Origin of the sequence: Devosia sp. 67-54 (genome assembly GCF_001899075.1) — a bacterium.
GTDB lineage: Bacteria > Pseudomonadota > Alphaproteobacteria > Rhizobiales > Devosiaceae > Devosia_A.
Genome location: NZ_MKVA01000002.1, coordinates 67,257 through 87,979, shown reverse-complemented (window position 1 = coordinate 87,979; position 20,723 = coordinate 67,257). Strand labels below are relative to the sequence as shown.

Here is a 20,723-nt window from a genome sequence, read left to right as displayed (position 1 = left end):
TGGTCTCGGCCTCTCCCCGGCGGGAGATGGCCCGGGGAAAAGCGTCAGCGGGTTTTGGTGGTTTTGGTCTTCAGCCTGAACGACGGCAGGATGCGGCGGGGCAGGAAACTGTCCAGCTCCGGCATCTCGATGTCGAACTCGTCTTCGCGCAGCATCGGCGAAAAACCTCACAGGCTGTGCCGGGCTTTTACGCCGAAATCGCCAAGAGTCAATGAACCGGGGCGGTTGGCCGAACGAGCCTGGCCGGGCGCGCTCGGCCAGAGCGCAGGAAAGAGCTGGGATCGCGGGGAGCGCGGCAAGGCCCCCTTCTCCGCGCGCACCCGCTGGTGTACGCCCCACCGCATGCGCACTTTCGACGTCCTGATCCTCGGCGCCGGGGCGGCCGGCATGATGGCGGCCATCGAGGCCGGCAGGCGCGGCCGCTCGGTGCTGCTGGTCGACCACGCCAAGGCGCCGGGCGAAAAGATCCGCATCTCCGGCGGCGGCCGCTGCAACTTCACCAACACCAACACCCGGCCCGACCGCTTCCTGTCGCAGAACCCCAAATTCGCGGTGTCGGCGCTTCGGCGCTACACGCCGGAACGCTTCATCGCGCTGGTGCGGGCCTACGGCATCGCCTTTCACGAAAAGACCCTCGGGCAGCTCTTCTGCGACGGCGCGTCGGTGCAGATCGTCAACCTCTTGACCGCCGAGATGGGCAAGGCCGGCGTGATGCTGGAGCTGGCGACCGCGATCGAGGCCGTCGAGAAGGCCGATACCGGCTTTCGCGCCCGCCTCTCGACCGGCGAGGTGTCCGCGACCTCGCTGGTGATCGCCACCGGCGGCAAGTCGATCCCCAAGATGGGCGCCACCGGCCTCGGCTATCGCCTCGCCGAACAGTTCGGCCTCGCAATCACCGAAACGCGCCCGGCGCTGGTGCCGCTGACCTTCGAGCCGCGCATGCTGGAGCGGCTGGCGCCGCTCGCCGGCATCTCGACCGAGGCGGTGGTCACCGCCAATGGCCGGAGCTTTCGCGAGGCCCTGCTGTTCACCCATCGCGGCCTCAGCGGCCCCGCCATCCTGCAGGTGTCGTCTTACTGGCGCGAGGGCGACGCCATCGCCGTCGACCTGCTGCCCGACGTCGATATCGCCGCCGCGCTGAAGACGGCGCGCACGCAAACCCCGAAACTGGCGCTGCAGACCGTGCTCGCGGCGCACCTGCCCAGACGCCTTGCCCAGATGCTGGCCGAGGACCTCGCGCTGCCCGGCATGCTCGGCGATTTCTCCGACAGGAAGATCGCGCTGGTTGCCGACACGCTGCACCGCTGGACGCAGAAGCCGACCGGCTCGGAAGGCTACCGCACCGCCGAAGTCACCCTCGGCGGCGTCGACACCGCCAGCCTGAACTCGACCACCATGGCGGCGCGCGACGTGCCCGGACTCTACGTGATCGGCGAGGTGGTCGACGTCACCGGCTGGCTGGGCGGCTACAATTTCCAGTGGGCCTGGGCCAGCGGCTGGGCTGCGGGCCAAGTGGCGTAGGGCGTGGCATGAGGCTGGCGGCGGTTGTGCTTCATCGGCAGATGCCGATATAAGGGCGCATGACCCTGCCGCTCTCCATTCTCGATCTCGCCCCGGTGCCCGAGGGCACCGACTCGTCGCAGGCGCTGCAGCACATCGTCGATCTGGCGCGCCTCGGCGACGAGCTGGGCTATGCCCGCATCTGGTACGCCGAGCACCACGGCATGCCGTCGATCGCCTCGTCGTCGCCGGAAGTGCTGATCGCCACCGCCGCGGCGGCGACGACGCGCATCCATGTCGGCTCGGGCGGAGTGATGCTGCCCAACCACGTGCCGCTGCGCGTGGTCGAGACCTATCGCACGCTCAATGGCCTCCATCCCGGACGCATCGACCTCGGCATCGGCCGCGCCGGCGGCAGCGACGGGCGCACGCTGAGCGCGCTGCGCTCGGTCGACGGCGCTTATTTTCCGCAGGAGCTGGCCGAGCTGCTGGCCTTCGAGCAGGCCGGCTTTCCGATGGACCATCCCTACGCGCCGATCCGCGTGGTGCCCGAAGGCGTGCCGCTGCCGCCGATCTACCTGCTCGGCTCGTCCGGGGCGAGCGCCACGGCGGCCGGCGAGCTCGGCGCCGGCTATTCGTTCGCGGCGCATTTCAGCGCCACGCCGCCGGCGCCGGCCTTTGCCGCCTATCGCGCCGCGTTCCGGCCCTCGCCGCAATTCCCGAGGCCGCACGCCATCCTCGCGGTGTCGGCGCTGGTGGCGCCGAGCGCCGAGGAGGCGCAGTTCCTGTCGCAGAGCCAGGCCGTGAGCTGGGCGCTGTTCCACTCGGGCGAGGAGCGCAAGCTGCTCGCGCCCGAGGTCGCGGCGGCGCGCGAGCTGACGCCGGCGCAGCAGGCGATCATCGACAAGCAGGGACGGCTGTGGATCGTCGGCGACCCCGCCGGGGTCGTGGCCGCCATCCGGGCGCAGGCCGAGGCGGCCGGCGCCGACGAGGTGATGGTGACCACCACCATGTGGAGCCACCAATTGCGGCTCCGCTCGTATCGGCTGCTGGCCGAGGCCTGGGGGCTGTAGAGTCGGCGGAATCGCAAGTGGCTGGGGCCCCCGCCCTCGATCCCTCCCCGCAAGGGGGAGGGAGGCGCAGGAACCGCAAGCTCTGATGGTTCAGTCAGGCACCCCTCCCCCTTGCGGGGAGGGGACGGGGGCGGGGGTCACGTTCACCGGACGCAGATCGGCCCCCGATATAGCCCGCCCTAATCCGTCGTCGTCTCCGGCACGAACTCGAAATCGTTGTCGAGCACGCCGTCGATGCGGTCGCCGACCTTGAGCGCCAGCTTCTGGTGCTTGAGCTCCTTGAGCCAGTCGTCCCAGCCCACCAGGTCGAGGCCGCCGGGGCGGTCCTGCTCCTGGTTCTCGCCGGAGTTGAGCAGATATTGGTCGAACACGATGCGCAGCACGATCTGGCTGCGGGTGCCGCTGGGCAGCTCGGCCCAGGCCGGCTCGCCGCCGCGGGCTTCGGCCCACTGCCGGATTTCATCGTGGTGCTTGAGGATGCGGGACATCTGACGCTCCAACAAAAAGGCCCGGCGCCTGGCCGGGCCGTGAATAGTGTGCAGGCCGCCTAGTTCAGCGACCGGCGCTCCACCAGCTCATACTCGGTTTCGCCGTTTTCGGAAACGCGCAGCGCCAATTGCTGCCGGTCGAGCTCGGCCAGCCACGCCGTCCAGCTGACGGGCATGGCGCCCTGGTCGACGGCGGGCATGCCGTCGGGCCGCTTGTTCATGCTGCGGAAGCGCAGCGCGAGGCGCGACCTCAGTTCGCCGAAGCTGTTGTGGCCACGAATCATGGCCGGCATTCCCTGCCGGTCGGACACCCAGGCCTGGATGTCGCGGTGACGGGTGAGTGTATGTGCGTGAGTCATTGGACTTCCCCTCCCGACGCTCGATAGTGAACGTAAGTACGCGGAAACAGTTCCACGTGTGATCCTACGCCCTTATCTGGTGAGTCGCGTCGCCAATTTGAGGCGCGTCAAATCGTCCGGCGAGAAATAGGTGAGCCGGTCCGGCGGGGTTTCGAGGGCGCGCAGCCAGACCTCCTCGTCCACCCCCATCTTCGCGAGATAGCGCGAGATGCGGGCGGTGAGCGCCTGCGCGTCGGACATGGCGTTGCCGGCCGCCTGCAGTTGCGTCGCGGCGCTGCCCGCCGGCGCCGCCGCGTAGATCTGGTGCACGCCGATGGCCGAGGCGGCGGTGGCGAGCCGTTCTCGGCCGCCGGCGAACACCAGCGGACAGGACGAGGCGCAGAGCGCGCCTGCGGCGACCGAGGTCGTATAGCCCTTGTCGCGGATCAGCTGGCCGATGGCGAGCGCTTCGGCGACGGCGCCACCGGGCGAATCGAGCGCCACGCTGCGCACATATTCGCCATGCGCCGCGAGCTCGGCAGCGACGCGGTCGGCGGCTCCGACATCGAACGTGCCGGTGAGCTGCAACACGCCGCCCGACACCAGCGCCACCGACAGCGGCCGACGCAGCACCTCCATCGGCGTCGTCACCTCCGGGCCGGGCTTGCCGGCCGGTGCATCGGGATCGAAGGCCGGCAGGATCGGCGACAGATCGGGCGCGATGCCGAGCGGCTCGCGCGCGGTGAGCTCGCTGTAGTCGAGATAGAGGATGACCGCGGTGGCGGTGAGCAGGCCGAAAAAAGCGGCGCGGATGATGGCGCCGTCCTCGAAGGCCGCGGCCCAGTCGACGATGCGGCGGCCGACGGTCGCCATGCTCAGGGCCGCGACGGCTTGCGGGCAGTATCGAGCGGCGTCACCGTGGCGTCGGCAGTGCCGGGCACTGGCGGCGCCGATACGGGCGGCGGTTCGGCCGCAGGCGCTTCGGCCACGGCGGCGGCCGGCACGGCTTCCTCGGCGTCGGCGAGCGGCTTGCCGGTCAATTGCCGGTAGAGCTCGAGCGAGCGCAGCATCTCGGCGGCGGTGATGGTCTCGGCGTCCTCGAGCCCCGCCGTCTCGCGCCGCATGGCGTCGTGGACGATCATCAGCACGAGCACCAGCACCACCGGCAGCAGATCGATGGAGATGGCGCCGGCCCAGCTCGGGATGAAATCGCTCCAATAGCGCAGCACCGCCTCGGCCGAGCTCAGCGGCACATAGCGATGCGTCTCGACCCGCGGCTGCTTCAGGATTTCGTCGGCCGCGGCGGCAAGCTGCGCCGATTGCGCGGCGACCGAGTCGCGCACCGTGCCCATCACCGTGTCCTGCCGGGCGACAAGGTCGGAGGTGCCGCCATTGGCGACGGGAGCGATGAAGCCGGCCGCGAGATCGGCGGCGGCGCGCTTCACCGAGGGCGCCACGTCGGTCGATTGCAGCGAGGTGATGACGGCGTTGAGCTGCACCGACTCCGCCGCGAATTCGTCGGAGCGCGGCCCGATCTCGCCGGTGCCCGACACCAGCTCGCGCATCTTGCCCAGATGCGCGCTGCCCTGGTCGAACAGCGCCTGCACCTGGTCGCGCGAATTGGTGATGGTGGCGCCGAGCTCGCTCATCTGCCCCGACATCTGGGTGAGCAATTGCACCACCGAGCCCGAGCCGGTGGTGCCGGTCAGCGCCCCGGAATTGCGCTCGTCGTCGGCCAGCTTGGCGAAGCGGTCGGCGGCGCGCTGCACGTCGGGCAAGAGCGATTGCGCCGCCAGCGCATTGCCATGCGCCTGATCGAGCGAGGAGACGTACTCTTCGAGATTGACCGCGAGATGCTGCTCGAGCGCAGCGGACCCCGCCAGCGCCGCCGCGTTCAGCCATGACGACATCGCCATGATCATGAAGCAGCCGACCGCCATGGTGAGGAACAGCCCGACGCGCCCCGCCGCCGACGTCACCAGCGGCACGAAGCGCAGCATGAAGGTCCAGAACGCATAGATGGCGACCGACACGGCGGCCGAATAGATGATGGCGGCAAAGAACACGAAGGTCGCGGTGCCGTCGAGCAGGCCGCGCACGCCGAGATAAGTGTAGACGCCCGAGGCCAGCGCCAGCACCGCCAGTGCAAAGCGCGTCATCGTCTCGACGCTCCGCACCGTCTCCTGCAGCCGGGCGGCATTGTTCTTGCGCAGCATGATGGTCGTCCCCGTGGCTCAGGGGACGATATCAGAGCTTTTGCGGCGGGAAAGCGGCAGTCCCCCGCGGTTGGCCGAGAGAGCCCTCCTCGGGCTCGCTCGGACAGAGCACAAAAAAGAACCGGTGCCGCAGCTAGGCCGTCGCCACGTCCAGCGCCAGCGCGATCATATCCTTGAGCGAGCTCTGCCGCTCGTCGGCGGACATGAACTCGTTGCGGATGAGGTCGTCGCTGACGGCGCAGATGGTGAGCGCCTTGACCCCGAAGCGGGCCGCCAGCGTGTAGAGCGCCGCCGATTCCATCTCCACCCCGAGGATACCGTGGCTCAACAGCCGCCCATAGCCTTCGAGCCCGGGTTCGACATGGTAGAAGATGTCCGAGCTCAGCATGTTGCCGACCACGGCGCTGAGGCCCTTTTTCTCGGCCTTTTCCGCGGCGAGCCGCAGCAGGCCAAAATCGGCGATCGGGGCGAAATTATAGGGCCCGAAGCCGTTTTTGACGATGCCGCTGTCGGTGGTCGCCGCCTGCGCCAGGATCAGATCGCGCACCCGGACCTGCTCGCTGAGCCCGCCGGCGGTGCCGACGCGGAACAGCTTCTTGATCCCATATTCGTTGATCAGCTCATGCACATAGATCGACAGCGAGGGCTGGCCCATGCCGGTCGCCTGCACCGACACCGGCTTGCCGTTCCATGTGCCGGTGAAGCCCAGGCAATTGCGCACGGCGTTGACCTGCCGCGCATCCTTGAGGAAGGTTTCGGCGATCCATTTGCTGCGCAGCGGGTCGCCCGGCAGCAGCACGGCCTCGGCGTAGTCGCCTTTTTGCGCGGAATTATGCGGTGTCGGCATGAAGCCCCTCCCCTCTTGTCATGACGGTCTTGCAAAGCATCACTACACATCGCCCCTGTGAACTTCTATATAGCGCGCGCATTCACCCCTTGATTGGGAGGACGACATGGTCAGCAAGGTCTTCATCGATGGCGAGGCGGGCACCACGGGCCTGCAGATCCGCGACCGGCTGGCCGACCGCCGCGACCTCGAACTGCTGTCGATCGCCCCCGACAAGCGCAAGGACCAGGCCGAGCGCCAGCGCCTGCTGAACGCCGCCGACATCGCCATCCTCTGCCTGCCCGACGACGCGGCCAAAGAGAGCGTGCGCCTGATCGAGAACGACACCACGCGGGTGATCGACGCCTCGACCGCGCATCGCGTCGCCGAGGGCTGGACCTACGGCTTTGCCGAAATGGACAAGGGCCAAGCCGGCAGGATCGCCGCGGCTAGGCGCGTCGGCAATCCCGGCTGCTGGCCGCAGGGCGCCATCGCCACCTTGCGGCCGCTGGTCGAGGCGGGGCTGCTGCCGGCCGACCATCCCGTCACCGTGCACGGCATTTCCGGCTATTCCGGCGGCGGCAAATCGATGATCGCCGATTACGAGGCGGCGGGCGAGGACGCCAACGAGTTCATGCCCTACGGGCTGACCTTCAAGCACAAGCACCTGCCCGAGCTGAAGACCTACGCCAGGCTCAGCGGCCTGCCGCTGTTCACCCCGGCGGTCGGCAATTTCGCGCAGGGCATGATCACCGTCGTGCCGCTGCAATTGTGGACGCTCAGCAAGGTGCCGACCGGCGCCGACCTGCACGCCGCGATCGCCGACCATTTCGCCGCCATCCAAGGCGGCTTCGTCGAGGTGGCGCCGCTGGTCGACGCCGAACGCACCCCCGAGCTCAACCCCGAGCGCTACAACGGCACCAACCGCATGGTGCTGCACGTCTTCGCCAGTGACGAGCGGGCGCAGGCGGCGCTGGTCGCGGTGTACGACAACCTCGGCAAGGGCGCCTCCGGCGCCGCCGTGCAGAACCTCAATCTGATGCTGGGCGTCGAGCAGCGCACGAGCCTCGCGGCGTAATCTGGCGCCAGCGGCAAGGCCCCCTCACCCGGCCCTGCGGCGCACTTGGCGAACGCAGTGAGCCTAGTAAGCCGGGTGAGGGGGCCTTGCTCACACCGTGAGATCGGCCACCCTGCCCTCCGCCGCCCGCACCGCATCCGCCGGGGCGATGGCGAGCAGCAGGCCGCGCTGGCCGGCGTTGATGTAGATGATGTCGTAGAGCTCGATGGTTTCGTCGAAGGCGGTGGGCACCTTGCGCTTCTGGCCGAACGGGCCGATGCCGCCGACCTTGTAGCCGGTCGAGCGCTCAGCGTCGGGCACCTTCATCATCTCGGCCGCCTTGCCGCCGAAGACATGCGCCACCTTCTTGAGGCTCGCCTCCCGGTCGGAGGGGATCACCGCGCAGACCGGCCTGCCGTCGAGCTCGAGCATCAGCGTCTTGAAGGTCTGCGCCGGATCGAGCCCGAGCGCCTCGGCCGCCTGCAGCCCAACCCGCGGCGCCTCGGGATCGTAGGTATAGGCGCGCAGCTCATAGGCGATGCCGAGCCGGTCGAGGGCGAGCGTGCCTTGCGTGGTATGGGACATGAAAGGAGGCAGTCGGCAGTGAATGGTGAATGGTGAATGGTAGCGCGTCTCCATTCACCATTCACCATTCACCATTCACTATTCACTATTTCGCCTCCCGCGCCGCCTGCTCCTCCAGCGCCTCCATGTCGGCGTCGGAGAAGCCGAAATGATGGCCCATTTCGTGGATCAGCACGTGCGTGACGACGGCGCCGAGGGTGTCCTCGTGCTCGGCCCAGTAGTCGAGGATGGGGCGGCGATAGAGATGCACGACGTTGGGCATGCGGCCGGTGGGCACGATGCCCTCCTGCGCGAGGCCGACCCCTGTGAACAGCCCCATCAGGTCGAATTCGGAGTCGATGCCGAGCTCGTCCAGAACGTCGTTCTCGGGGAATTCGGCGACGTAGCAGCGCACATCCTTGCACAGGTCGCGGAACGGCTGCGGCAGCGCCTCGAGCGCCGCCACGGCAAGCGCCTCGAACTCGTCGAGCGACGGCGCGGCGGTGGTGGCCCAGTCGGTCATGGCAGGCCCTCACCCGCCTCGCTGGGCGAGGAACCCTCTCCCCGACGGGGAGAGGGGAGGTGCCGACTATACCCTCTGCGCCATCCTCCCCTCTCCCCATTGGGGAGAGGGTGGCGCGAAGCGCCGGGTGAGGGCCGTGTCGGCTCTGTTACTTCCACTCGCGGATATCGACGAAATGCCCCGCGATCGCGGCCGCCGCCGCCATTTGCGGCGACACCAGATGGGTGCGGCCCTTGAAGCCCTGGCGGCCCTCGAAATTGCGGTTGGATGTCGAGGCGCAGCGCTCCTGCGGCTTGAGCTTGTCGGGGTTCATGGCGAGGCACATCGAGCAGCCCGGCTCGCGCCATTCGAAGCCGGCGGCCTTGAAGATCGCGTCGAGCCCTTCCGCCTCGGCCTGCGCCTTCACCAGGCCCGAGCCCGGCACCACCATGGCGCTGACGCCCGGCGCCACCTTGCGGCCGGCGACCATTTTGGCGGCGGCGCGCAGATCCTCGATGCGGCCATTGGTGCACGAGCCCAGGAACACGCGCTCGATGGCGATGTCGGTGATCCTGGTGCCGGGTTTGAGGCCCATGTAGTCGAGCGCCCGCCACTTGCTGGCGCGCTTGTTCTCGTCGGCGATGTCGTCCGGGTTGGGCACCACGCCCTTGACCGAGATCACGTCCTCGGGCGACGAGCCCCAACTGACGATCGGCGGCAGCTTGGCGGCGTCGAGCACCACCACCTTGTCGTAGTGCGCGTCGTCGTCGGACTTCAGCGTCTTCCAGTAGTCGAGCGCCATGTCGAAGGCTTCGCCTTTTGGCGCGCGCGGGCGGCCCTTCACATAGGCGAACGTCGTTTCGTCGGGCGCGATCAGCCCGGCGCGGGCGCCGCCCTCGATGGTCATGTTGCAGATGGTCATGCGGCCTTCCATCGACAGCGCGCGGATCGCTTCGCCGGCAAATTCGATGACGTGGCCGGTGCCGCCGGCGGTGCCGATCTCGCCGATGATGGCGAGGATGATGTCCTTGGCGGTGACGCCGGGCGGCAATTGCCCGTCGACCCGCACCAGCATGTTCTTGGCCTTCTGCTGGATCAGCGTCTGCGTCGCCAGCACATGCTCGACCTCGGAGGTGCCGATGCCGTGCGCCAGGGCGCCGAAGGCGCCATGCGTCGACGTATGCGAGTCGCCGCACACGATGGTCATGCCGGGCAGCGTGAAGCCCTGCTCCGGCCCGACGATGTGGACGATCCCCTGCCGGACGTCGAAGGGGTCGTAATATTCGATGCCGAAATCGCGCGTGTTCTCGGCCAGCGTCGCGATCTGGATGGCGCTTTCGGGGTCCGGATTGGGCAGCGAGCGGTCAGTGGTGGGGACGTTGTGGTCGACCACCGCCAGCGTGCGTTCGGGCGCGCGCACCTTGCGCTTGTTCAGCCGCAGGCCCTCGAAGGCCTGCGGGCTGGTCACCTCGTGGACGAGGTGGCGGTCGATGTAAATGAGCGACGTGCCGTCCGGGTTGTTCGCGACCAGGTGGTCATCCCAGATTTTGTCGTACAGCGTGCGGCCCATTTGGCAAGAAGTCCTGCGATTTGAACGGAAAACGGGCCTTTGCGGCCCGGATAGGCGTCATAAGCCCGGCCGGCGGGGTGGGTCAAGCCGCCCGGTCGGCCAGGCGGTTCACCAGGAACGCCCCCAACAGCGTGGTGTCGAGCCCGATGCGGCGGTGGCTGTACCAGGCGATGGCGAGCTGCGCGGCGATGCGGGCGAGGGTGTTGACGATGGCGGCGCCGATGGCGCCATAGGCCAGGATCACCGGCACCTGCACGATCATGCCGGCGACGATCACCGCGCCGAAGATGCGCACATAGGCCCGCTCGTGCCCGGTCATCATCATGACGATGCGCGACGGCCCGGTGGCGGCATCCACCAGCAGGCCGACCGAGAGGATGACGAGCAGCAGCGCGCCGTGCCGCTGGTCGCCGCCGAACAGGCTCATCACCTGCTCGCCGAACAGCAGGAAGCCCACGAACACCACCAGCGAGAACAGGAAGCCGGCCCACGCGCACAATGCCGTGATCGCCTGCGCCTTGCGCATTTCGCCGGCGTGGTAGTGGTGCGCCACCATCGGCGCCACCACCAGCGTGATGGCGAACATGAACAGGGTCAGCAGGCCCGCGGTGCGGAAGGCGTTGAAGTAGACGCCGGCGGCGGCCGGCGCCACCAGCAGGCCCACGAAGATGATGTCGACATTGAGCGCGGCGCTGTCGAGCACGGTGCCGAAAAAGAACGAGCGGCTGGCGGTGCCGTGCTCGCGCCAATAGGCGCCGAGGCCCGCGCCGCCGGCGGCGATCTCGTAGCGGCGGACGCGGGCGAACAGATATTGCAGCCCGAGCGCCAGGACCAGCATGGCCGCCGTCAGCAGCAGCGCCGCCCAGCCGGTGAGCGTCACGCCCCCATACCACAGCAGCACCACCGCCAGCGGCAGCGCCGTGCGCCAGATCAGGTCGCGCGGCGCCAGGCCGGTCCATACCGAGCCCTGGGCGCGCAGCGCCGAGCTCCAATATTCGGCGAAGGCCAGCGGCAGGATCAGCGCCGCGGCGGCGTAGAGATGCAGCACCGGGCCATGGCCGCTGGCGCCGGTCGCAAGGCTTGCGAGCACCAGGCCGAACGTCACCACCACGCCGGCGATGAGCGTGATGGCGCCGCCGGCGCGCAGCGCGTTGAGCGCCCGCTCGGGGCGGCCTGCGACCATTTCCGCCGGCCAGTAGCGCAGGATCGCCGTCTGCTGGCCGAAATTGGCGCCGATGGCGAGGATGGTCGCAAGGCTCAGCCCGAAGGCGAAATAGCCGTAGTCGGTGGCGCCCATCAGGCGCGACAGCACGACGTAGCTGAGATAGGTCAGCCCCGCCGTCGCCACCTTGATGCCGAGCGACACCAGCGATTTGCTGAGTCCCGAGCGCAGCAGGCCCTTGAGATCGGAGCGCGGATTGTGGTCCATGGGCCTACGACTATGGGCCGGATGTTCTTAGAAGGTCTTACCGGCTAGTGGACAATCGGGCGGGTTGGCCACACTCTCGCAGCGGCGGCTGATTTGCCGGCATTGGGGGGCGAGTGCAGTCATGAACGGGGTCGTCGACGCACGGGGCGCGTTGCTGCAGCGGATCGCCCAGCTTCGCGACTCCGAGCCCAATTTCGCGCGCTTCCTCGCTGCCGCGGTGGCGGCCACCGAAACCGACGACCTCGCCCGCCATACCCCCGAAGCGCTCGAGACGATGCTGCGCCGGACCTATACGCGGCTGGGCAAGCGCGAAGGCCGCAGCCACGTGATCTTCGAGTTCGAGCCCGAGGCGCCCGGCCAGCCCGAGAGCCTCGAAATGTTCTCGGCCGACATGCCGTTCATCGTCGACAGCGTGCTGGCGGCGATCCGCGCCAAGGGCGGCGTCATCAGCTTCATGTCGCATCCTGTGCTGCATCTCGACCCGGAATCGCACCGCGTGCTCGACGAGGCGGCGTCGGTGTCGATCAGCGAAAGCCTGCTGCTGGTCGAGATCGAGCCGCTGCAATCGGCCGAGCAGCGCGCCGAGATGATCGCCGAGATCGACGGCACGCTGACCGAAGTGTACCGCGCCACCCGCGCCTGGCGCACCATGCTGGAGCGGCTGCGCCGCGTGGTCGAGGACTGGAAGCTCAACCCGCCGCGCGCCCCGGTGCCGACCACGGCGGAGGCCAAGGAGTTCATCGCCTGGCTGGCCGAGCACAATTTCACCTTCCTGGGGATGCGCGAATACCGGCTGGACGGCGAGGGGCCGGAGGCCAAATTCGTGCCGCTGGTCAGCTCCGGCCTCGGCATCCTCGAGGACAAGGACTACCACTTCCTGCGCGCCGGCACCGACTATGTCGAGATGACCGAGCAGCACCTGGCGTTCCTCGGCGATCCCGACCCGATCATGGTCACCAAGGCCAACCGGCGCACGCGCGTGCACCGGCGCGGCGCCTATATGGACTATGTGGGGGTCAAGCTCTACCGCGAGAACGGCACGGTGTCGGGCGAGCTCCGGATCGTCGGGCTGTTCACCTCGATGGCGCTGGCGACGCCCAACCTCGAAGTGCCCATCGTGCGCCGCAAGGTGACCGAGGTGATGCGGCGCTGGGCCTATCCGCCGCAGAGCCACGCCGCCAAGTCGCTGATGGCCGCACTCGATTCCTACCCGCGCGACGAATTGTTCCAGATCACCGAGGACCAGCTCTTCGGCTTCGCCAAGGAGATCGCGGCGCTGGCCGACCGGCCGCGGGTGCGGGTGCTGCCGCGCATCGACCGCTTCGACAATTTCGTCTCGGTGCTCGTCTTCGTGCCGCGCGAACGCTACACCTCCGAGGCGCGCGAGCGCATCGGGCTCTACCTGGCGCGCATCTATGACGGGCGCGTATCGGCCTATTATCCGAGCTTCCCCGAAGGCGAGCTCGTGCGCGTGCATTTCATCATCGGGCGCAATGGCGGGCGCACCCCGCGCCTGACGCGCGACGAGCTCGAAGACGCCGTCGGCGACATCATCCTGACCTTCGGCGACCGGCTCGAGGCGGCCGGCGGCGAGCGCGACCTCGGGACCTGGCGCGCAGCCTTCCCGGCGGCCTACCAGGCGCGCAATTCGGCGGTCGACGCCCTCGCCGACATCGGCGTGATCGAAAAGCTCGAAGGCGACACCAGCCTGGCGCTGAAGCTCAGCGTGCGCACCGACGGCGACGGCGCCTACGGGCTCAAGGTCTATCACCGCGACCGGCCGATCCCGCTGAGCGACCGCGTGCCGATGCTGGAGAATTTCGGCTTCCGCGTCATCGACGAGCGCACCTATACGGTGGAGCCGGCGGGCGGCGCGCCCTGCTACATCCACGACATGGTGCTCGACGTGCTCGGCCCGCGGCCCGACAGCTTCGCCGAGCGGGCGCCGCTGATCGAGGCGGCGATCCTCGCCGTGTGGCAGGCCGACGCCGAAAGCGACGGCATCAACCAGCTCGTGCTGCGCGCCGGGCTCGACTGGACCGATGTGAGCATCATCCGGGCGCTGCTGCGCTACCTCAAGCAGGTGGGCGTCAGCTATTCGCGCGCCTACCTGGCGCAGGTGCTGAATACGCATCCCGAAATCGCCGTAGCGCTGGTGCGGCTGTTCCACGCGCAGCTCGACATGGGTTTTTCCGGCAATCGCGAACGCGCCGTCGCCGAGGCGCATGCCCAGATCGCCGCCGCGCTCGACGCCACGCAATCGCTCGACGAGGACCGCATCATCCGGCGCGTGCTGAACCTGATCGAGGCGGCGGTGCGCACCAACGCCTTCCAGCGCGACGGCGCCGGCAACCGCCGCCCGGCGCTGGCCGTCAAGTTCGACTGCAGCAGGCTGGAGGGCCTGCCGGCGCCGCGCCCCTACCGCGAGATCTTCGTCTATTCGCCGCGCGTCGAGGGCCTGCATCTGCGCTTCGGCGCCATCGCCCGCGGCGGCCTGCGCTGGAGCGACCGGCCGGAGGATTTCCGCACCGAAGTGCTCGGGCTGGTCAAGGCGCAGCAGGTCAAGAACGCCATCATCGTGCCGGTGGGCGCCAAGGGCGCCTTCGTGCCGCGCATGATGCCGATCGGCGCCGACCGCGAGACGACGCTGCGCGAAGGCACCGCCTGCTACACCATCTTCATCCAGACGCTGCTCGACGTGACCGATAATCTCGAGGGCGACATCGTGCTGCCGCCGCCCGACGTGCGGCGCCGCGACGGCGACGACCCGTATCTGGTGGTGGCCGCCGACAAGGGCACCGCGAGCTTTTCCGACACCGCCAACGCCATCGCGCTCGGCCGCAATTACTGGCTGGGCGACGCCTTCGCCTCGGGCGGCTCGCACGGCTACGACCACAAGAAGATGGGAATCACCGCGCGCGGCGCCTGGGAGGCGGTGAAGCGGCATTTCCGCGAGCTGGACCGCGACATCCAGACCTCGCCGTTCACCGTGGTCGGCGTCGGCGACATGAGCGGCGACGTGTTCGGCAACGGCATGCTGCTCAGCCCCGAGCTGCGGCTGGTCGCCGCCTTCGACCATCGCGACATCTTCATCGATCCCGACCCCGACCCGAAACGGTCGCTGGCCGAGCGGCAGCGGCTGTTCGCGCTGCCGCGCTCGAGCTGGCAGGATTACGACAAGCAAGTGCTGAGCCCGGGCGGCGGCGTCTATGCGCGCAGCCTCAAGACCGTGCCGCTCTCCGACGCGGCGCGCCGCGCGCTGGGGCTGGGTCCCGATCCGGTGACGCCGCAGGAGGTGATGACCGCCATCCTCAGGGCCGAGGTGGACCTGCTCTGGTTCGGCGGCATCGGCACGTATGTGCGCGGGTCCGACGAGACCGATGCCGAGGTGGGCGACCGCGCCAACGACGCCATCCGCATCGCCGGCCGCGACATTCGCGCCAGAGTGGTGGGCGAAGGCGCCAATCTGGGCGTGACGCAGCGCGGCCGCGTCGACTACGCGCTCAAGGGCGGCCGCATCGACACCGACGCCATCGACAATTCCGCCGGCGTCAACGCCTCCGACATCGAGGTCAACGTCAAGATCGCGCTCAATTCCGTGCTGCGCGCCGGCCAGCTCGACATGGACGGGCGCAATGCGTTCCTCGTCGCGATGACCGACGAGGTGGCGGCGCTCTGCCTGCGCAACAATTATCTGCAGCCGCTGGCGCTGTCGCTGGCGCAGCGCGCCGGATTGGGGGCGTTGCCAGACCACCGGGCGCTGATCGAAAGCCTCGAGGCGCGCGGCCAGCTCGACCGGGCGGTGGAATTCCTGCCCGACGACGCCACGCTCGACGCCCGCGCGCTGGCCGGCAAGGGACTGACGCGGCCGGAGCTCGCGACCATCCTCGCCTACGCCAAGAACTCGCTCTACGCCGATCTGCTGGCCACCGACGCGCCCGACGATGCCTATCTCGGGCACGAGCTGTTCAAATACTTTCCGCCGAAGCTCTGCGACCGCTACCCCGACGCGGTGGCGACGCATCGGCTGCGGCGCGAGGTGATCGCCACGGTGATCGCCAACGCCATGATCAACCGCGGCGGCCCCGCCTTCGTGGTCAAGCTGATGGCGGCGACCTCGACCGATCCCGGCCAGGTGGCGGCGGCGTTCATGCTGGCGCGCGACGCCTACGGGCTGGAGCGGCTCTATGGCGAGATCGATGCACTCGACGGGCAGGTCTCCGGCGCAACGCAACTGGCGCTTTATGCCGAGCTCGGCGCCCTGCTCGAGCGCGAGACGCTGTGGCTGCTGCGCAATGCCGACTGGCGGGTGCCGCTGGCCGACCTGGTGCTGACCTATGCGCAGGGCGTGACCGACGTGACCGGCCTGCTCGGCGCCCTGCTGCCGCCCTCGGTGGAAGAGGCCATCGCGGCGCGGGCCGCGCAATTCGTCGCCGGCGGCGCGCCGCCCGGCATCGCCCGCCGCATCGCCGAGCTCAGCGCCCTGAGCTTTGCCACCGACATCGCGCTCGTCGCCGAGCGCAGCAAGGCGCCGGTGGCGGCGGCGGCCGAGGCCTTCTTCGGCGTGCTCGAATTGTTCGGGTTGGCCGAAGTGGTGGAGACCGGCAGCCGCATCGCGCTGGCCGACCGCTTCGACCGCATGGCGCTCGACCGGGCGCTGGCCAATCTGATGCGGGCGCAGCGCGACCTCACTGCCGATGTGCTGGCCGCCGGCCGCGGCGAGATCGAAACCCGCCTCGCCGCCTGGCGCCAGGCCCACCCCGACGCCGTGGAGCGCGTCGCCGCCGCCGTGCACGGCCTCACGCAAGGCGAGATGACCGTGTCGCGCCTGAGCGTCGCCGCGGGCCTACTGTCGGATCTGGCCCGTTCGGCTTGAAGCCGAACGCCCCGATGTGTATGTTTTTCTGAAACCATACACATCGAGGATGTGATGCGCACCAACATCGACATCGACGACGAATTGATGGCCGCGACGATGAAGGCCACCGGCCAGACCACCAAGAAGGGCGCCGTGGAGGAGGCCATGCGGCGGACGCTGAAGATTGCCGCTTTCAAGGATCTGGTGGACGGTATGCGCGGCATCGACTGGGACGACGGGCTTGCCGCTCCGGCCGAGGCGCCGGCGTTCGCCGAGGACGAGGCGCGGTTCGGGCCCGAGCGGTGATCGTCGCGGACAGTTCGGTCTGGATCGACAATATCCGCCAGCGCGACACGCGGCAGGTGCGGCAACTGCGGGCATCCGATCAGGGCGAAATCATCGCCGGCGATGTCGTCGTGCTCGAAGTGCTGCGCGGCGTGCGCTCGGAGCGCGAGGCGCTGATCCAGGAAGCGAGGTTCCGGGCCTACGGCATCACGCCGATGGTCGATGCCGAAATCGCCGCTTTGGCCGCGCGGCACTTCCGCACGCTGCGCGCGATCGGCATCACCATCCGCTCAAGCGTCGACCTGATCGTCGCCACCTATTGCCTCATGCATGGGCACAGCCTGCTCCACAACGACCGCGACTTCGATCACTTCGAGCGGCATCTGGGGCTGCGCGTCGTTCGGTAACTAGTGTCTAAAATGGCGCATGCCGGTGAGCACCATGGCGACGCCCTTCTCGTTGGCGGCGTCGATGACGGCCTGGTCGTTGACCGAACCGCCCGGCTGGATGACGGCGGTGGCGCCGGCCTCGACCGCCGCCAGCATGCCGTCGGGGAACGGAAAGAACGCGTCGGAGGCGACCACCGAGCCCTTGGTCAGCGCCTCGTCGAGGCCGGCGGCCTGCGCCGCATCCACCGATTTGCGGTGCGCGATGCGCGAGCTGTCGACCCGGCTCATCTGCCCGGCGCCGATGCCCACGGTGGCCCCGTCCTTCACATAGACGATGGCGTTGGACTTGACGTGCTTGGCCACCGTCATGGCGAGCTTGAGGTCGGCCAGTTCGGCCGCGCTCGGCTGCTTGTGCGTCACCACCTTGAGCTCGACCTCGTTGATGCGGCCGCTGTCGCGGCTCTGCACCAGCATGCCGCCCGCGAGTGACTTGAAGGTCAGGCCCGCCGCCTTCGGATCGGCCAGCGACCCGGTGAGCAGGAGGCGCAGATTCTTCTTGGTGGCGATGATCTTCTGCGCTTCGGCGCTGGCCGCGGGGGCGACGATCACCTCGGTGAAGATCTTGGTGATCTCGCCGGCAGTGGTCGCGTCGATCTCCTGGTTCAGCGCCACGATGCCACCAAACGCCGACACCGGATCGCAGCGGAACGCCTTCTGGTAAGCATCGGCCAGTGACGTACCGGTCGCAACGCCACACGGATTGGCATGCTTGATGATGGCGACCGCAGGCACCGCCGGATCGAATTCCGAGATCAGCTCGAAGGCGGCGTCGGTGTCGTTGAGGTTGTTGTAGCTCAGCGACTTGCCCTGCACCTGCGTGGCGGTGGCGACGCCCGGCCGCGTGTCGCCATTGCTGTAGAAGGCGGCCCATTGGTGCGGGTTCTCGCCATAGCGCATCACCTCGGCGAGGCGACCGCCGAAGGTGCGGTATGGAATGTCGCTATAGCCGAGCGTCTGCGCGAACCAGTTGGAGATGACGGAATCGTACGCTGCGGTGCGGGCATAGGCCTTGGCGGCGAGCTTCTGCCGCAGCTCGTAGGGCACCCCGCCCTGCTGCCGCATCGCCTCGAGCACCGGCGCGTAATCGTTGGGATCGACCAGCACCGTGACATAGGCGTGGTTCTTGGCCGCCGAGCGGATCATCGCCGGCCCGCCGATGTCGATGTTCTCGATGGTCTCGTCGTAGGAGGCGCCCTTGGCGATGGTCGCCTCGAACGGATAGAGATTGACCACCACGAGGTCGATCGGGCCGATCTGGTGCGCCTCCAGCGCCGCCTTGTGGGTGGGGTTGTCGCGCACCGCCAGCAGACCGCCATGCACCTTGGGGTGCAGCGTCTTCACCCGCCCATCCATCATTTCGGGAAAGCCGGTGAGGTCGGCGATGTCGCGCACCGCGGCGCCGGTGCCGGCGATCAGCCTGGCCGTGCCGCCGGTCGACACCAGCTCCACCCCGAGCCGGGCCAGCTCCTTGGCGAACTCCTCGATACCGGTCTTGTCGAAGACGCTGAGCAGCGCGCGCTGGATGGGAACGACGGTGTTAGGCATGGCGGCACCCTTGCTGTTTCGCGCGGGTGGCTAGCATGGCCGCCCGCGGAAGAAAACCGGGGCGGCCATGCTCTTTTGCGTCAGGCGTTGGCGAGGCCGCGGGTCAGCTCCAGCGCCTGCCGCTCGAACAGCCGCCGGTAGATGCCGCCTTCGCGCCGCACCAGCTGGTCGTGCGTGCCCTCCTCGACCACGGCGCCCTTGTCGAACACCAGCAGCCGGTCGAGCGCCCGCACCGTCGACAGCCGATGGGCGATGACGATGGTGGTGCGCCCCACCATCAGCCGCTCCATCGCCCTCTGGATCAGCACCTCGGATTCGGAATCGAGCGAGCTCGTCGCCTCGTCGAGGATGAGGATCGGGCTGTCGGCGAGGAACGCCCGGGCGATGGCGACGCGCTGCCGCTCGCCGCCCGACAGCTTCACGCCGCGTTCGCCCACCAGCGTTTCGTAGCCCTTGGGCAGCGCGGTGATGAAATCGTGCGCGCTGGCGAGCTTTGCCGCCTCGATGATCTCCTGCCGCGTCGCCCCCGGCCGCGCATAGGCGATGTTCTCGGCCAGCGAGCGGTGGAACAGGATCGGCTCCTGCTGCACGATGGCGATCTGTGCCCTCAGCGAGGCCTGCGTCGCCTCGCGGATGTCGCGGCCGTCGATCAGGATGGCGCCCTCGGTCACGTCGTGCAGCCGCTGGATCAGCTTGACGAAGGTGGTCTTGCCCGAGCCCGAATGGCCGACCAGCCCCACCCGCTGCCCGGCCGGAATAGTGACCGAGAAATCGCGGTAGAGCGGCGTCGTGTGCTTGCCGTATTCGAACGTGACGTGCTCGAACCGCACCTCGCCCGCGTCGATGACGGCCGGCCTGGCGCCGGGCCGGTCCTCGATGCCGAGCGGGTGGAACTGCACCTCGACCAGTTCTTCCATGTCGTTGACCGAACGCTGCAGATTGCGCACGTGCTGGCCGATGTCGCGCAGATAGCCCTGCAGCACGAAGAACGAGGTCAGCACCAGCGCGATGTCGCCGGCGCTGGCCAGCCCCTGCTGCCAGAACAGGATGGCGACGCCGACGATGGCGGTGCGCAGAACGATCAGCGTCGCGCCCTGGAAGCCGCCATTGAGCGTGCCGCGCTTCCAGGTGCGTTCGGTGCGGTGCCGCCATTTGCCGACGACGTGGCTCAGCCGCTCTTCCTCGCGGTCCTCGGCGCCGAACCCCTTGACCACGGCGTTGCACGAGATGGCGTCGGCCAGCGCCCCGCCCATGCGCGTGTCCCAGGCATTGGCGAGGGTTGCGGCGGGCGACACATAGCCGACCGAGAGCACCACCGTGAGCCCGATATAGACCGCCGAGCCGACGGCGATGACCAGCCCCATCAGCGGCCAGATCAGGCCGAGCAGGATCGAGGTGCCCGCCAGCATCACCACCGAGGGGAACAGCATGATGATCAGCGTGTCGTTGAGCATGTCGACGCCCCACATGCCGCGCGTCACCTTGCGCACGGTCGAGCCGGCGAAGGTGTTGGCGTGCCAGTCGGTGGAAAAGCGCTGCACCCGGTGGAAGGCGCTCTGCGCGATGTCGGCCATGATCTGGAGCGTGAACTTGATCAGCACCATGAAGCCGAACTGCCGCACCACGACGGCGCCGAGGCCGAGCGCGATCAGCATCGCGAACGCCATCAGCGCCGCCTCCAGCGCCTCGGGACCGGTGCCGCCGCTGACCGCGGTCACGAGGTTGCCGGCATAGAGCGGCGTCAGCACGTCGGCGACCGTCGCCAGCATGAACAGCGCGAACATGCCGAAGACGCGCAGCGGCTGGTGCTTCCAGTGCGCCATGAGGAAGCCCAGCACCTTGCGATAGGCGTCGCCGCGAAGATCGATTTTCAAACGGGCCATGATGTATGCCGGCAGCAGGTGCGCCGGGTCCCAGGTGGATTTGCGTTGCAGAAGGCCGCAGGCTGGCGGAAGCAAAGACGCTGCGGTTGGAAGCTGGCCGAGACGGCCGACGACGACTCAGGCGGTCGGGGAAAACGCCG

The 20,723-nt window shown here is 68.6% G+C and carries 17 protein-coding genes; 6 read left to right on the top strand and 11 right to left on the bottom strand.

Annotated elements, in window-relative coordinates:
• The first annotated feature begins 342 nt into the window (after positions 1–342).
• Together BGO82_RS01130 and BGO82_RS01125 are read left to right on the top strand one after the other, a co-directional pair.
• Positions 343–1,521: an NAD(P)/FAD-dependent oxidoreductase gene (locus BGO82_RS01130; RefSeq protein WP_291303703.1), complete on the top strand. Its 1,179-nt coding sequence runs from the start codon at positions 343–345 to the stop codon at positions 1,519–1,521.
• A gap of 59 nt (positions 1,522–1,580) precedes the next feature.
• A complete protein-coding gene (locus BGO82_RS01125) occupies positions 1,581–2,573 on the top strand; it encodes an LLM class flavin-dependent oxidoreductase (RefSeq protein ID WP_291303702.1) in 993 nt (330 codons plus the stop codon).
• 179 nt (positions 2,574–2,752) lie between these two features.
• Here BGO82_RS01125 and BGO82_RS01120 read toward each other — a convergent pair whose 3' ends face one another.
• The 5 genes from BGO82_RS01120 to deoD form a co-directional block, all read right to left on the bottom strand.
• Positions 2,753–3,061, bottom strand: a complete 309-nt coding sequence (locus tag BGO82_RS01120; RefSeq protein WP_291303701.1) for a hypothetical protein — start codon at positions 3,059–3,061, stop codon at positions 2,753–2,755.
• A 59-nt stretch (positions 3,062–3,120) separates the two neighbouring features.
• Positions 3,121–3,420, bottom strand: a complete 300-nt coding sequence (locus tag BGO82_RS01115; RefSeq protein ID WP_291303700.1) for a hypothetical protein — start codon at positions 3,418–3,420, stop codon at positions 3,121–3,123.
• 72 nt (positions 3,421–3,492) lie between these two features.
• Positions 3,493–4,272, bottom strand: coding sequence for an ATP-dependent Clp protease proteolytic subunit (locus tag BGO82_RS01110; protein ID WP_291303699.1), 780 nt, complete (start codon positions 4,270–4,272; stop codon positions 3,493–3,495).
• Between the two features lie 2 nt (positions 4,273–4,274).
• Complete coding sequence (locus tag BGO82_RS01105) at positions 4,275–5,615, bottom strand: hypothetical protein (protein ID WP_291303698.1); 1,341 nt, start codon at positions 5,613–5,615, stop codon at positions 4,275–4,277.
• A gap of 133 nt (positions 5,616–5,748) precedes the next feature.
• Entirely contained in the window at positions 5,749–6,462 is a 714-nt protein-coding gene (gene deoD / locus BGO82_RS01100; RefSeq protein ID WP_291303697.1) for a purine-nucleoside phosphorylase, read from the bottom strand.
• Positions 6,463–6,568: 106 nt separating this feature from the next.
• On the opposite strand from deoD, the gene argC reads away from it, so the two are divergent.
• Positions 6,569–7,519: an N-acetyl-gamma-glutamyl-phosphate reductase gene (gene argC, locus BGO82_RS01095; protein WP_291303696.1), complete on the top strand. Its 951-nt coding sequence runs from the start codon at positions 6,569–6,571 to the stop codon at positions 7,517–7,519.
• Positions 7,520–7,609: 90 nt separating this feature from the next.
• On the opposite strand, the gene ybaK is transcribed toward argC, so the two are convergent.
• The 4 genes from ybaK to BGO82_RS01075 form a co-directional block, all read right to left on the bottom strand.
• Positions 7,610–8,083, bottom strand: a complete 474-nt coding sequence (ybaK, locus tag BGO82_RS01090; RefSeq protein WP_291303695.1) for a Cys-tRNA(Pro) deacylase — start codon at positions 8,081–8,083, stop codon at positions 7,610–7,612.
• A gap of 85 nt (positions 8,084–8,168) precedes the next feature.
• Positions 8,169–8,585 carry a metallopeptidase family protein gene (locus tag BGO82_RS01085; RefSeq protein WP_291303694.1) on the bottom strand — a complete coding sequence of 139 codons (417 nt, stop codon included), beginning with the start codon at positions 8,583–8,585 and terminating at the stop codon, positions 8,169–8,171.
• A 148-nt stretch (positions 8,586–8,733) separates the two neighbouring features.
• Entirely contained in the window at positions 8,734–10,134 is a 1,401-nt protein-coding gene (gene leuC / locus BGO82_RS01080) for a 3-isopropylmalate dehydratase large subunit (RefSeq protein ID WP_291303693.1), read from the bottom strand.
• 82 nt (positions 10,135–10,216) lie between these two features.
• Positions 10,217–11,563 carry an oligosaccharide flippase family protein gene (locus BGO82_RS01075; protein WP_291303692.1) on the bottom strand — a complete coding sequence of 449 codons (1,347 nt, stop codon included), beginning with the start codon at positions 11,561–11,563 and terminating at the stop codon, positions 10,217–10,219.
• A 121-nt stretch (positions 11,564–11,684) separates the two neighbouring features.
• Between BGO82_RS01075 and BGO82_RS01070 the strand changes: the two genes are divergently transcribed.
• The 3 genes from BGO82_RS01070 to BGO82_RS01060 are packed head-to-tail and all read left to right on the top strand — an operon-like array spanning position 11,685 to position 17,113.
• Positions 11,685–16,439 carry an NAD-glutamate dehydrogenase gene (locus tag BGO82_RS01070; protein ID WP_291303691.1) on the top strand — a complete coding sequence of 1,585 codons (4,755 nt, stop codon included), beginning with the start codon at positions 11,685–11,687 and terminating at the stop codon, positions 16,437–16,439.
• A 54-nt stretch (positions 16,440–16,493) separates the two neighbouring features.
• Entirely contained in the window at positions 16,494–16,727 is a 234-nt protein-coding gene (locus tag BGO82_RS01065) for a type II toxin-antitoxin system VapB family antitoxin (RefSeq protein ID WP_291303690.1), read from the top strand.
• Positions 16,724–17,113 carry a PIN domain-containing protein gene (locus BGO82_RS01060; protein WP_291303689.1) on the top strand — a complete coding sequence of 130 codons (390 nt, stop codon included), beginning with the start codon at positions 16,724–16,726 and terminating at the stop codon, positions 17,111–17,113. Before BGO82_RS01065 ends, BGO82_RS01060 begins: the two co-directional genes overlap by 4 nt.
• Here the strand turns inward: BGO82_RS01060 and purH are convergent, their stop codons facing one another.
• Entirely contained in the window at positions 17,114–18,700 is a 1,587-nt protein-coding gene (gene purH / locus BGO82_RS01055) for a bifunctional phosphoribosylaminoimidazolecarboxamide formyltransferase/IMP cyclohydrolase (RefSeq protein ID WP_291303688.1), read from the bottom strand.
• An 80-nt stretch (positions 18,701–18,780) separates the two neighbouring features.
• Entirely contained in the window at positions 18,781–20,583 is a 1,803-nt protein-coding gene (locus tag BGO82_RS01050) for an ABC transporter ATP-binding protein (protein ID WP_291303687.1), read from the bottom strand.
• Between the last annotated feature and the right edge of the window lie 140 nt (positions 20,584–20,723).